We start from the raw sequence: 14494 nt of genomic DNA on the forward strand, positions 1-14494 counted from the left end.
AACAACAATCCAGCGATCACACAGATTATTGCTAGCGCTCTCTTTCCCACTCGGCTGTACAAGTTAGTTAAACCCTGCCAATACTGTCTCCCCATCATGCCTCCCATCAACTCACCACAATATAAACAGCACAACACTATAGATAAAGCTAGCGAGAGTGCTTATGACTTTGAGCTGCCGCTGGTTCACTCGCAGACTTAGAATTGAACGTTTCCTCTTGCCGTTGACGATCTACAGAAGACTTACGATCCCCTTTCTCGGATTGCGGCAACCAGCGATAGTTACTGTATAAGGAGCGAACTGAAGATTGCGCTTGAAGCGGACATTGATTAAGAACGCATCCTATGACGTGCGCGCCAGTTTGCTCAAGACGAGACAGCGCCTGACGTATATGCGGTTTACGGCTTAGTCCCAGATCAACCACTATGATTGTTCCATCAACCTTAGCTGATAAAACCATGGCTTCCGAAAGGCCAAGCAATGGTGACGTATCAAGGATAATGACTTCAACACCACATGTATCCAGGGATCGGAAGAAACGCGTCATAGCCTGAGAATCTAATAACTCGCATGGATTTGGTGGTAGCGGTCCCGAAGGCATCACCCATAGATTTGCTATATCAACCTGATGCATAAAGGGGACCACGGAAATTGGTTGAGGATTAGCAAATCCGGAAATACGTGCGGAAAGGATTGGTAGTCCAGGCATCCCACAGGCAAGAATAGCATTGCTCAGACCAGATGTATCAGCAGATAGACCAAATCTTTCATGTAACGTTGGACATAATAAATCGGCATCAATCAACAATGTACGCTTTCCAGCTAGCGCCATATAAATCGCAAGGTTGGCCGCTACTGTACTTTTCCCTTCTTTCGGGAGGGCGCTGGTGACCATTAAAGAATGTAATAACTTATCACTACCCGCAAAGCCAATGCTTGAGCGCAAAATACGATACGCTTCTACATTGGGATCTGCTCCTTTAGGATGAATAATATGTTCACTCAAGCGAGTATGCGCGATTGACGCCAGTAGAGGCCAGCTAACCAGTTGCTGTAAGGCTTCACTGGTATAGATGCGTTGATCTAGCTGATCCCATATTAAGACAAGTAACAAACCCAACACCAGGCCCGCTACCAAACCTCCTCCTACATTGATGAGTAATTTGGGCTGGACAGGCTCAGTACTGGCTTGCGCTGGCTGAACAATTAATAAAAAGTTGCTATGTTGGGCCTGGGAGAGTTCTAATTGGGCAAGCGCTGACTGCCACTGCTCATAATGTTGCTGGAGATTCGTTAGTTGCTCAGATGATCCCTTTCCACGAGTATCAGACGCTGGCTGACTTTTGATTGCCTCTATTTGATGCTGCGTTGTTGTAATCTCTTGCTGTAATTGCTGCTGAGCCGCTTTATCTTCTTGCTGGCGCGAGCGCTCCTGATGCTGAATAAAACTCCGTGCGATTTCGTTGGCTAAGACTGCTGCACGTTGTGCATCAGTATCCAACACCACAATTTCAAAAAGCTGTGTATTCAGCTTTATGTTCGAAGAAGTCATCTTCGCCAGTTGGGAAGTTGTCAGTTCGGGATGATGCAACGCCACATCTTTCACGATGAGATCACTGGTTGCTAATTGAGCTTCAGTTTGCACCAGTTGATTACTGGCCAATAGATCATTAATATCATTCTGGTTGCCACTAGAATGAATTGCAACCTGTAGCACTACTGCCGAACGATAAACAGGAGTGATAAACAAACTTACTATCATAGCCCCTGCACCAATCAATACAGAGCACGCCAGCACCAGATACCAGCGCCGTACCACAATTGTCCAATATTGTCCAAACGTCATTATATCCCCTCCCCTCAGATAACCAGTCTAAAAACTGGCTACCGACCAGAACACCGCACCAACTTCATAACAGTTTGCAACAGAATAGAAACATCCAATAAAAACGATCGATGCTTGATATAGTAGAGATCATATTGTAATTTTGTAGCTGTGTCCTCATATGAACTTGCATACGGAAATTTCACCTGAGCCCATCCTGTCAAACCAGGTTTGACACTGAGACGGTAATGAAATGCTGGCATGAATTGTTCTAATTGTGATACAAAAGGCTCACGCTCAGGACGTGGACCAATTAGATTCATCTCACCACGCAGAATATTCAACACTTGTGGCAATTCGTCGAGATGGGTAGAACGCAAGATACGCCCCATACGAGTGATGCGAGCATCGACGGAACTAGCCCAGGTCGCTCCATAAGGTTCGGCATTTACACACATAGAACGAAATTTTAGTAAACGAAATGCTTGTCCTCGATACCCTACACGCTCCTGCCAGTAGAAAATTGGTCCGGGAGAATCAAGGCGTATACACAATGCCAACCAGGGAAGGATAACCAATAACACACAAGTTCCCAGCAGTCCAAAGCAAAGATTCAATAAAAAATGCCAACAACGATACGCTAGCGACTGTAGTTGTTGCCCATACAGACTCAACACAGTAGTGAGATCATAATCAGCAGAGGTCACACATTTTCCAGTTGTATACTCATATAAGTCTGAAATTGCATACACCATTACTCCCTGAGACAATGCATCTTCTATTAAACAACTAAGTTCGGGGTTGGTAGAGGATGGTTCAGCAGCTACAACCAATAAATCAATCAAACTCAAATGCATCAATAGTTTAAGTGCCACATGTCCTCCTAAAACAGGACAAGTTGGCGAATAACAATCGTCACATAGCACTTCACTGATATATCCCAACACAATAGGCGCAGGTTGGCTCAACTGACAAAACTCATGTACCATTTCTCCAGACAATTTATTTATGCCAATAATCGCTGTCAGCGGTTGAAAAAGAAAAAATTTCTGCAGTGAAGCATAGCATACCCGCCAGAGTCCAAAGAATAATGAGGCTAATAGCAAAAAAGGTAATACCATCTGTAAAGCTGGTGTAATAGCACCTTGAAAAAAAACGAGCAAGAGGACAAACCAGAATCCGACCATTATCAATAAGGAACAGTAACCAGCAAGGACTCCTCGTAGATAACGAAAGCTATAATGGTGTGCATATGGCTTCACCAGATGGATGCCTATTGCCCATGCCAGACACGCTACAATTTCCCATTGAAGAAAAAGTAGCCATCCCCCTGGAGTTAATCCATTATCACTGTCTAGCGGCTTCCACCCTATCACCATTAGTACGCCCAGATAATAGGAGAGAACCAGAAGCACGACAAATGTGTCGCCACCAAACAGGAGATAACGCCAGTGCCGAGCGGTCCAAAAACGTTTACGCGGAATAGCGTCATCACTCCAGCTTATCGATTTAGATGTAATCACTCTCAACCCCCCAACATAACAGTGTTTTATCTGCCCACTTTTACAATACCTTTAAGCATACTAAAAGCGGAAAAAAATTTTGTGAGGTTTTTGAGAGTTTGTTGGTGCATTGCGATTTCGATAAGATAAGCAATGAAACTTTCTGGGAATAAAAGACGTGCCAGCCAATAGAGATCTCTAACATCTAGAAAGGGATAACAATGCCAGATTTTACACAACAGAGTGTACATAAGCATATGACTGTTTACTCTTCAGATAACAGTAAACTTGGCCATATAGGTGAAGTTTACGAAGATTCATTTTTAGTCCATAAAGGCTTTATCTTTACGAAAGATAGCTACATCCCCTACAGCGCGATCGCACAGATAGACAAAGATGATCTTCGCCTTACATTATCAGCAGATGAAGCTACAGCTCAAGAATGGCATAAGCGGCCAGACTATGAGGACCATTTAGGGGATCCTACACAGCTGTTTTATGATCGTGGACATGGAGTTCATGATCCATTTGATGAGGAAAACCCAAAGTAGAGCAAGTTTTCATTTATCTCATTAGAAGCATTGTAAGCAGCGTCTGATAACAGGCACCTTAAAGCGGAACATGTACTAAATACAACTTGTAACTCAATCAGGCGCTGCCTCAGCCCTCTATCCTCAATGACATATCCAAATAAAACATAGCCATAATTTATAATAATTAAATTTATTATAAATACACCAGCCACTAAGCTAAAAAGACTGTCAAACAAATAGAATATACAGTCAGCACCTTAGACTATTTAAGGTGATTACCTGATGTGACTTGATAACTAAATTCACTACAATATGGCTAAAGAATAAAAGAAAAAAATGGACACGTACGCGCACAACACAAAACATGCTTTAGTATACGTGTACAGCGCTGCCTGTGAGGCCATACGGAGTCCGACGCTGATTTTGTCGGTGAGTTTCCCGAAGGGAGCGTGGAATTATGGCAATTGTCAATCCTGTCAGAGAAGACCAGAGGACCATGCGAACGACACATATAACAACACTAGACCGACCCACCCGGTCCCTTCCACCTAAGCGCAAAATCAAGGCAGATGATACATTGTCATCTGATTCAGATGAGCGAACAATAGAGCCTCTCAATGAAATTGATTTATCTTTATTAGATGATGATACAAATTCTCTTCTTGAAGATGATGATGATCATGAGAACTCAGAACCAATAGAGGCAGGCTCACCTCGCCGTCGTGAGGGTGGAATTACTGGAACTAAAAGCGCAACAGGCTCAGAAGATGCTTTTCAGAGTTATTTGCGAGACATTCGTCGCCATGGTTTGATTACTCATGAAGAAGAAATTGATCTGGCCCGTCGTGCTGCGGCTGGTGACGCACTCGCACGCAGTACGCTCATAGAAGCTAATTTACGCCTGGTTATTGCGATTGCTAGACGCTATACTAGTACGGGAGTGCCTTTAATCGATCTTATTCAAGAAGGTAATATGGGCTTGATGCGTGCTGCGGAAAAATTTGATTATCAACGCGGCTGTCACTTTGGCACGTATGCAACTTGGTGGATTCGTCAGGCAGTTAGCCGTGCTGCAGGTGAGCAATCTCGTATGATCCATCTCCCTGAGCATGTCTCTACACGCCTGCGTAAGGTACGTCGTATAGCGGCTCAGCTCTCCCAGGAAAATGGGCTGGATCCGCTTCCAGAAGAGATTGCTGCCGCATGCAATATCACGGTCGATGAAGTGGTAGATCTCTTAGGCGTTATCGAACAACCTGTTTCTCTCGATGCACCTGTCGATGAAGAGGCTCGCTATTCTCTAGCTGATACGCTCGAGGATAGTACAACGCCCGCACCCGCCGATACTGCTTCACAACATCTTCTCGGCGAGGAATTGCATCGAGCCCTGGCATTTCTGACACCACGTGAACGTGCTGTCATCACTTTACGCTATGGCATTGGAGATGGGCGTAGCCGTACATTACTTGAAGTCGGCAAAGAGCTTGGTATTTCACGTGAACGTGTACGCCAGCTTGAAGTTGTTGCACTGATGAAACTACGCGGCATGAGCAACAGCATTTCTCTGCGAGAATGTGTATAGCAGCACAAAAAAGGAACCTGAGCCAGGTTCCTTTTTTGTGTCTCAACGCGCTAAAACCGTTTCACCCATAGCTACCGAGCAACAGTACTAGATTGCTCGACGCTCTCCGCTTCATTATGATATACTAGCCCCCGATTACAAGAAGCTTCAGGCTAACTTGTATACCCTTATATGTACCTTCCCATTACAGTATCTTAAAGTGATGACAAATGTGCCCATAGGTCATCCCTTTGGACGGCTTGCCGTTCAGGATAGACTGCGGTACCCACTACTCCTCGCCCCAATTGCAAAGGGTCGGAGCTACTTGAATCGCGTTTCTCTGTCTCGCTGAAAGGCTTATCCCGAGAACCGGGACGCTTGCGAAGAGTGAGAACGCACACGCTGATTTTACCCCTCAGCGATTTCGAGGGGAACTACGCTCATAGCAAGAGCAGTTTAGCACAGGTGTTCAGAAAATTCAAAGCAAAAGACAGAGGACAGGTGTCAACAAATCATCACATTTGTTGTCATTTCTTAAAAACGTTTACTACACTCATTGGGGGAAATATGGATACCAGGCTCGATCTCACGACAGGAGATGATTCACCTCAAGCCACAGCGACACAGCCAGCATCAACTGCCCTGACCCCTGAACGCCCTACGTCTACGCTCGACCTTATTTTTTTCATTGGATTAGCTGTGGCGACTTTTATACCACGCCTGATCCTTGGCAGGCAGTTAGATATTGTCACTGACGAGGTTGTTTATATTTTAGGTGGCAAAGTATATTTGCCGTTAATTACTCACGCCAACTTTGGCTCAGGTCAGTGGATTCAATTTAATTATGAACACCCACCACTGGCCAAAATATTCATGGGATTTTCACTGGCCTTTAACAATTTGCTGGGACATCCATTCAGCGAATTGCTGGCAGGCCGCATGCCAAGTATTATTCTAGGAACGGTTCTTGTCTTAGCCGTTTACTGGCTGGGACGTGCCCCCTTCGGCCGCACAGTCGCTCTCATTGCGGCTCTAAGCCTGGCGGTCAGTCCCTGGCTCGTCTATTTTAGTGCACTAGCATATCTTGATATGACAATGACGACTTTTGTCACTATCGCCTTTCTCACCCTCTGGCATGCGCTCCGTCGGCCCTGGCTTTTCCCGATTCTAGCCATACTGGTCGGTATGGGAGTAGCCAGCAAATATACTGCGGTGCTTGTTGTTCCTGGCATCATTTTATTTACAGCCTATTATTATTTTCTTTTACGTCCAGCATTACCAGTAGAACAACGACCAGCACTGCCCTGGAAGTGGTGGATCTCCGCTATACTGGTGGCACCCATAGTTTTCTTTATAGCTGATCCCGCCATCTGGTTTAATCCTGTTGAACGTCTCATTCATAGCTTCGCGTTCGAGTGGAATCATTCTGCGAATGGACACCCAACCTTTGTGGCAGGACAATATTATACTCATGTCCCCCATTGGGCTATTATCTATATCGTCTTCACAAAAATGAGCGCATTTATAACAATACCCGCTGCGCTCTTTGTGATAGTGGCTCTAATTCAGCTTATTCGCTTCCATTTACGGAAAAACGAATTGCCACCAGCACAGGCCACAAGTTATGCCTTCCTGGTTATCTGGCTGGTTAGCATACTCGGTATGTTCAGTGTCCTTAATATAGTCGTTGGCACCCATTACCATCTACCACTCGCGCCTTCCGTTGCCGTTGCAGGCGTCACTGGACTATCAATGATTATTCAGGCTATTACCAGACTCTTCAGCAAAAAACAGACCGCGACTGGCGAGGAAAATACGACCAGAGCTCAAACACCCTTTGCCAATCTACGTATATTGATTCCCGTTGTCATCCTGGCCCTATTAAGTATAGCTCCACACCTGCTGGGACTAACAACCGTCTATGCAGCCGAAGGCTATACCAACGAATTCTTCCAGAATGATGAGAACGCAACCTTGCAAGTAGCATATCCTGGTTATAGAGAAGCATTACAGTGGTTAGAAGATAATCATCACGACCATACCAGCGTTGGACTGATCGCATTAAAGGGAACCCTTACCGGTTATAATCCTGCCGCCAACTGGTTTCACTACAACACTGATATGGCTCAACGTTTTACACTTAAAGAAGCTCATCCCATTAACGACAACTACACTACTTATCAATATTTGATCTGGCCAAAGCATCTGGTGCAACGTGGCTATCCATTGCCTGCACAGTCCCACATTGTACATACCATCACAGGTGGCAACACAATTTATTGCTATATACTGGCAATGGACCATAAATAGATGAAGCAGCGCCCAACGCGAGATATACTCTGGCTCTTTATCGGCACAAGATTACTTTTAATCGTTATAACCTATATTGCTTATATATTACTGACTGCTGAAAAATACTCAGACACGCCAGTGAATATAGCTGCCTTATTCAGTACATGGAATCATTGGGATGCGGCCAACTACACGCGTATTGCTCAATTTGGTTATCAAACAATTGATGATCTGGCCTTCTTTCCTTTTTTACCATTACTCATTGCTGGTGGTGCTCGGCTACTAGGCGGTAGTGACTGGAGCTATATCTTCGTGGGCATGCTGCTAAGCAATCTTGCCCTGCTTGGAACGCTATTTATAATTTATTATATTGCAGTTGATCTGGTAGGCGATGAGCTCTCAAAACGTACGCTCCTGTATCTTTGTCTCTTCCCCACCGCTTTTTTCTTCTTTGCAGCCTATAATGAATCACTCTACTTGCTCTTTGCCTCAGGTACATTTCTGGCCTTGCGACGACAGAAATGGTGGCTAGCAGGGCTCCTAGGTATGTTGGCAGCATTGACACGTTCAATTGGCATTTTATTAATCATACCCTATCTTTATGAGCTCTGGACACAAAGGGTTGCGGTTCTTTCACGCCGCACAACATTACTCCTAAATCTGGGGGCCATTTGCTTGATTCCATTAGGGACCCTGCTTTATGCCTTGTACTGCTGGCATACCTTTGGTAATCCCCTGGCTTTTGTCAGTGTCCAGGCGAAATGGTCTCGTCACACGACCTGGCCCTGGATGGGTATCTTCCAGGCTTTTTGGGCCCTCTTCTTTTATCATCAACAAGCCTTCGGCTCATCCAATCAGGCCCACTTGCTACTCGATCTAAGCGCGACACTGGGTTTTATTGCTTTGATAATTAAAGGCTGGCGCACCTTACCGAAAAACTTTAGTCTCTGGATGATTGCCTTCTTACTATATATACTGGTCAATCCAGCACAAAAACCAGACATACTTCTTTCCAATCAGCGTTTTGTATTGGAACTTTTTCCAGCCTTTATCACATTGGCACTCTTAAGCAAAAAATCCTTACGCTTTCATTATGCCCTTATACTATTTTTTCCAACCTTGCAGGCAGTTCTCAGCATCGCCTTCTTGATGAATCGCTGGGTCGTCTAACCTGAAATCCTTGACTTTGGCTGGATAGCTCTTTAGAATATCGACAATATGTTAGGACAACTCATGTGGGATAAGGCTACTTTATGAAACGTGCTCCAACGCGTGATATACTCTGGCTCTTTCTGGCTACACGCCTTTTATTGATAATCATCACTTACTTCAGCTATATATTGCTTACGCAGGAAAGATACTCAGGAGACCCTGTAGCTTTTAATGCGTTCCTGAATAGTTGGAGCCAATGGGATGCTAAAATCTATGTTCGCATTGCACAATTTGGTTATCAATCTCCCTATGACCTGGCTTTCTTCCCCCTATTCTCGCTGCTTATCGCCATCCCAGGACATATTTTAGGTCCCTGGAGTTACCTTCCACTTGGGATGCTTATCAGCAATGCCGCCTTACTGGGTTCCCTCTTTATTCTCTATTATCTGGCTGCCGATGTAGGCGGCGATCAGGTTGCTCACCGCACTATACTTTATCTCTGTATTTTTCCTACGGCTCTTTTCTTTTTTACCGCATACAATGAATCACTTTTTCTGCTCCTGAGTAGTGGTACTTTGTTAGCACTCAGGCGACAAAGATGGTGGCTGGCTGGCGTTCTGGGCCTGCTGGCGGCCCTGACACGTAGTGCTGGGATCATGTTAGCAGCCCCCTATCTCTATGAACTGTGGTTGGCCCGAGAACGTATTATGGTCACTAAGCGCTTTTTTTTGTTTAGTGCTCTGCCTATACTTTTAATTCCAACAGGCATGCTCCTCTATAGCATTTATTGCTGGAGCCGAACAGGAAATTTCCTGGCATTTGTGAGTGTGCAAGCTCATTGGGCACGTCAAACAAGCTGGCCGTGGCAGGGCTTTGTACAAACAATTTTTGAGCTTTTCTGGCATCAACCATTTGGCTCATTCAATCAAGTGCACATTCTCATTGATACAACCGCCACTGTGACGTTTATCATTCTGGCCATTGTTGGGCGCAAAAAAATTCGTCCAACCTATACCCTTTGGATCTCTTTATTGCTAACCAGTATCTTGATTTCATCGAGTATCGGGCAAAGAGATCCATTCATCTCTAATCGCCGCTTTGTATTAGAAATGTTTCCAGCTTTTATTACCCTGGCCATGCTTACAGTTTCACGGCCACGTCTCCATCAAGCACTTCTCTGGATTTTTCCCGCGCTGCTTGCCACCTTAAGTCTGCTCTTTGTGATGGGGAAATGGATGGTTTAAGCATAAAAAAGGAGGGGAGACGGCCTGCAAAAACCGTCACCGCCTCCTGACTTTCATTATAGCGAATCTTTATCCTTTGGTAGCCGCCACTTGAGAAACATCATCCACTACAGGCTCCTGCTCACTAATAAACACAGGCTGCTGTGAACGATTATAGGTAGCCACATGCAACACACCCAGGACAAATGCTGCTAGCAAGAAATTTCTAATGGTTGTAGCCGGGAAGAAAGGAGCCAGGTACGGCACCTTCTCAATATTGTGGGTCATAATATAGATATATGGATAAATCCACGTCGTTAGTAATCCAATTAAAACCCAGCAGATCACCCACCAGCGTCGAGCTTCGCCCACATATGCAACCAGAGGAATAACCCAGATTAAATATTGTGGACTGAAAACTTTTCCTGTTACCATAACGACCAGTAAGGTTAAGAGGCAACTGGTTGCCATATCAATCTTACCGCGCCATTGGAGCCAGAAAACATAAACGACACCTACCAGTTCCGCTATGCTAAATAATATAGATAGAACGGAAGCTCCTGAAGCCAGGATATTTAGCGAGCCAAAAGTAAAAGCATAATGCGCTGGTCTGGAGAGTACAATACTCATGATCCAAAGCAAAGATGCCGGCAATGACTCGGCTTGAATCGGTCGTGTCGTAAAATAGCTGAAAGGAGAAAGGGTTCCCTCAACACTTAGCAGTAACGAGATACCCATTACCAACGCACATACCAGGACAAATATCCCGAAAGGTATGAGCCGTCGCCAGGATTTCCAGGATAGGGCGGAATCCTTTTGCTGCGCAATTAAGAAAGGTATCAACAGGACTACGGGATAGAATTTGTACAATACCGCCAACGCGAGAAGGGCAAAAGCCCAGTTCCAGCGTTTCTTCATCGCACAAATAACCCCAAACAGTGTCAGGGCCGAAGGTATCATATCAAAACGACCTGCGACCGTTCCCCAACCGCCGATAACCAACAGGACGGCGTAAACAATTGCCGCACGTCGTGAACGCCAGCGTAGTAGTACCAGATACACCAGGGCAGCCACTACTAGCATCCAGAAAGCAAAAGCGATCTGGAAGAGATTCATCGGCACGAGCAAAGAAAGCGTAAATGGCACCAATGTCAACATTGGATACTCATAAGGTAACGCGTGAAATGGCTGACTCGGGGCCTGAGCATCTACAAATTGAACCAGTCCAGAGGGCAATCCTAAATCTGCCATCTTTTTTACCAGTTCATTATGAGGAATAGGAATCAATTGCTTACTTGGATGCGTCAGAAAATGACATTGCCCAGGCGGAAAAACATTTAAGGCCGAGGTACCATGCCAGAAAGCACGGGTATAGCATTGGTATTTTGCTGCATCTGTATTGGTCGCAAAAATTTGCCAGGAAGCACCATAATACAGCAATCCCGCCATAATGAAAATCACAACAATATCTAAGGTAGAAATACGTTTTGCGCTTGTGCTAGATGCGATCATCTTTAGACCTACTCTATAATTTTAGGCTCGTGTCTGTAAGAAATTTTATCGTGTATATTCAATAAATTGGGACGTTTGGTAAGGAGAAATGTCACAAGCCTACCAAAATATCCTCTTTCCTTCAGTTGTGAGCATGCCAACAGTATAGAGAGCAATGCAACACTCTGTCAATCAAACCTGACTGTGGTCATATTCATAACTCATTCAAGCTCTAAAAAGTATCTATCTTGATCATTGTCACAGTACTAAGAGAAGGAGGAAATTGCTATGGAAAATTTGTCGGCGCTTTTTATCAACTATCACCCTATACAGGCCACAATAGCTCTAGCCAGTTTTAATGTTTTACAGCTATTACAAAATCTTTTACATAATTATGGCTATGCGGCAATTATATTGCTTATTATGATAGAAAGTGCAGGTATTCCTTTACCAGGTGAGACAATGCTTCTTCTGGCCTCTTTTTATGTGGCAGCTTATCATGACCTTTCATTGCCACTTGTAATTGCCTGCGCAATCATTGGAGCTATCATTGGAGATAATATTGGGTATCTTATTGGTCGTACTGGTGGCAAAGCCTTCGTAGATCGTTACGGCCATTATATCTTCCTCAAACCAGAACGCGTCAAAAAAGCAGAAGACTTTTTCGCCAAACATGGCAATAAAACGGTTTTCCTGGGTCGCTTTGTTGCTGTTTTACGCGCCTGGGCAGCTTTCTTAGCTGGCGTGAATAAAATGCATTGGCCTACCTTTCTCCTATATAATGCTGCAGGTGGAATACTCTGGTCCGCAACGTTCGGCTTGTTAGGCTATTTCGCTGGTAAAATTTTTCATGATAATTTCTCTCAGGTGGAAAGGCTGGCGGGTAATCTTAGTTGGGTACTCGCAATAGTTATTATCCTGGGTGCAATAGTTGCTTTTCTCATACATAAGAAAAGAAAAAATGCACCACAGCAACATGGCTAGTTAATGCCATGCGCAAGTTTCTTCAACGTACTACCTTTTAGAGAAGGGAACCGAAGAAGGTGGTAGCGGCCGCTCTTCAGTTCCCTTCTCCAAAACAAGCGCGCCACAGGCACGAGGTGTCAGCACTAAACCTTGCACATAGTGTTAATTAATCACAAGAGTGTGTCATATAAAGCAGGATAAGCCTCTTTATGGCTACAATGAAATGTGCCGATATGATACAATAGCACGCAAATGTAACACGTTTTTAAGTTAAAATGAGGTTATAGCATGCAAGCACTGGAAGAAGGCCAAAATTTTGAACGCTATCGTATCTTGCAACCTTCGGGTCGCGGTATAGCCGGCATCAATTATATTGCAGAAGATACTCGACAAAAACGCAAAGTGCTGCTCAAGCTAATTCATCCCTGGGCCCAGCTTTCAGATGCAGCACGACGCCAGTTCTACCGTGAAATTAATGCCATTAGCCATCTCAGTCATCCCCAAATAGCCCCTATATTCAATTATGGCGAATGGCACGGACAGCCTTTTGTAACGCGTATCTATGCGGAGTATGGTTCACTACTGAACGAGCAGGGACGCGTCTGGTTTCGTCCCCCATTTGATGCTTCAATCGCAATAGGTTATGCCATACAAATTGGCGCTGCACTTACACAGATTCATAATATTGGATACGCCCATGGAGCGTTATCATTCTCCAATTTGCTCATCACACAACAACCTCAAAACGACCCAAAGGCTGCTCCTTTCCTGCTCTCCGATTGCTCACTGGCCACGTTTGTACGCAGCATGGGACAACCACAAACAACTTTCTTTTCCAGTACCACCGCACCTGAGCAATTTGAAGGGCAGACAATACCAGCCAGCGATCAATATGCCTTAGCAATTCTTCTCTACTTCTGGCTAACGGGCCGTCCTCCCTTTCTTGGACTACCTGAAGAAATTAAAAATCACAAAAATCAAGGGACAATTCCTTCGTTATTGCCTTTCAATGATACTGTGAGTTATGAGTTAGAACATGTTATTAGACGCGCCCTCAGCCCCAATACCAGACATCGTTTTATCGATGTTCAGGCGTTTGCTCAGGCGTTGACAAATGCGCTGAATACAACAGTACCCGCATCAGTCAAACTCAAAAGCTTCACCACTGAGCATAAATCCGAGCAACAACCGACGCCTACAACTGAGCCAATGCGTCGCATCGAACCTGACGCCCCCCAGCCTCATCCCAATCCTACGCCAATTCCACTACCACTGCCAGAACCTGAACCTGATATCCAACCAGCCCCACAGCAACCTGATCCACTACCAAAAGGACCGCGACCAATGGAGCCAGACATTGCACAGCCAATCCCAGATGCAACACCAATTACTCCACCCGAAATCGAGCCAGCTAAACCAGTACAACCAGAAAAAAAGCCTGAGGGAGAAACTCTACCTGATACAGAACCACGCGCAACTATGCACGATAGACAACCATCACTGGATGCCTACCTCATCATTACTCCTCCAGTGACGTTGGAACCTTTTACTTATCCTATTACCCAATCCAAATTAGATCTGGGGCGAGCTGGATCAAGTGATGTAGTCCTCGATCAGGATGAAACTATATCCAGGCATCATGCCTCAATTTGCAAGGAGGAGGATAACTACGTACTCTATGATTGCCGTAGCACGTATGGGGTAAGCGTCAATGGTCATAAACTCGTTCCAGAACAAGGCCGACACATAAAAACAGGAGATCAATTTTGCATCGGTGAATACAAACTGGTCTTTTATTACGGTAATCAACCAGCTGCTCATTATAATACACAAAAAGAGCATGCACTTTCTTGACATGCTCTTTTTGCTATAAGAAATAAACTAGTAAATTAATGGGCCATTCGGGCCAGCGCAAAACTATCTACTACCAAACTACCCAATTTGATGTG

Annotated in this window: 10 protein-coding genes; 7 read left to right on the forward strand and 3 right to left on the reverse strand. The window is 44.8% G+C overall.

Annotation, left to right across the window (positions count from 1 at the left end; genetic code table 11):
• Nucleotides 1–148 precede the first annotated feature (148 nt).
• Complete coding sequence (locus EL633_RS00280) at nt 149–1846, reverse strand: tyrosine-protein kinase domain-containing protein (RefSeq protein WP_126625278.1); 1698 nt, start codon at nt 1844–1846, stop codon at nt 149–151.
• Between the two features lie 38 nt (nt 1847–1884).
• The gene (locus tag EL633_RS00285; protein ID WP_126625279.1) at nt 1885–3348 is read right to left on the reverse strand and encodes an exopolysaccharide biosynthesis polyprenyl glycosylphosphotransferase; all 1464 of its coding nucleotides are present in this window, start codon (nt 3346–3348) and stop codon (nt 1885–1887) included.
• A gap of 200 nt (nt 3349–3548) precedes the next feature.
• Here EL633_RS00285 and EL633_RS00290 point away from each other — a divergent pair, with 200 nt between their 5' ends.
• From EL633_RS00290 to EL633_RS00310, 5 genes are all read left to right on the forward strand, one after another.
• Nucleotides 3549–3878, forward strand: a complete 330-nt coding sequence (locus tag EL633_RS00290) for a DUF2171 domain-containing protein (RefSeq protein ID WP_126625280.1) — start codon at nt 3549–3551, stop codon at nt 3876–3878.
• Between the two features lie 559 nt (nt 3879–4437).
• Nucleotides 4438–5442, forward strand: a complete 1005-nt coding sequence (locus tag EL633_RS00295; protein ID WP_246039057.1) for a sigma-70 family RNA polymerase sigma factor — start codon at nt 4438–4440, stop codon at nt 5440–5442.
• 546 nt (nt 5443–5988) lie between these two features.
• On the forward strand, nt 5989–7731 hold the full coding sequence (locus EL633_RS00300; RefSeq protein WP_126625282.1) for an ArnT family glycosyltransferase: 1743 nt from the start codon (nt 5989–5991) through the stop codon (nt 7729–7731).
• Entirely contained in the window at nt 7732–8883 is a 1152-nt protein-coding gene (locus tag EL633_RS00305) for a mannosyltransferase family protein (protein WP_126625283.1), read from the forward strand. It abuts the gene before it with no gap.
• A gap of 83 nt (nt 8884–8966) precedes the next feature.
• On the forward strand, nt 8967–10109 hold the full coding sequence (locus tag EL633_RS00310) for a mannosyltransferase family protein (RefSeq protein WP_126625284.1): 1143 nt from the start codon (nt 8967–8969) through the stop codon (nt 10107–10109).
• 69 nt (nt 10110–10178) lie between these two features.
• On the opposite strand, the gene EL633_RS00315 is transcribed toward EL633_RS00310, so the two are convergent.
• Nucleotides 10179–11600: a glycosyltransferase 87 family protein gene (locus EL633_RS00315; protein ID WP_126625285.1), complete on the reverse strand. Its 1422-nt coding sequence runs from the start codon at nt 11598–11600 to the stop codon at nt 10179–10181.
• Nucleotides 11601–11867: 267 nt separating this feature from the next.
• On the opposite strand from EL633_RS00315, the gene EL633_RS00320 reads away from it, so the two are divergent.
• Both EL633_RS00320 and EL633_RS00325 read left to right on the forward strand, forming a co-directional pair.
• Nucleotides 11868–12563, forward strand: coding sequence for a DedA family protein (locus EL633_RS00320; protein ID WP_126625286.1), 696 nt, complete (start codon nt 11868–11870; stop codon nt 12561–12563).
• Nucleotides 12564–12833: 270 nt separating this feature from the next.
• Nucleotides 12834–14399, forward strand: a complete 1566-nt coding sequence (locus tag EL633_RS00325; protein ID WP_126625287.1) for an FHA domain-containing serine/threonine-protein kinase — start codon at nt 12834–12836, stop codon at nt 14397–14399.
• Nucleotides 14400–14494 lie beyond the last annotated feature (95 nt).

The sequence above is a fragment of the Dictyobacter alpinus genome (assembly GCF_003967575.1).
GTDB classification, from domain to species: domain Bacteria; phylum Chloroflexota; class Ktedonobacteria; order Ktedonobacterales; family Ktedonobacteraceae; genus Dictyobacter; species Dictyobacter alpinus.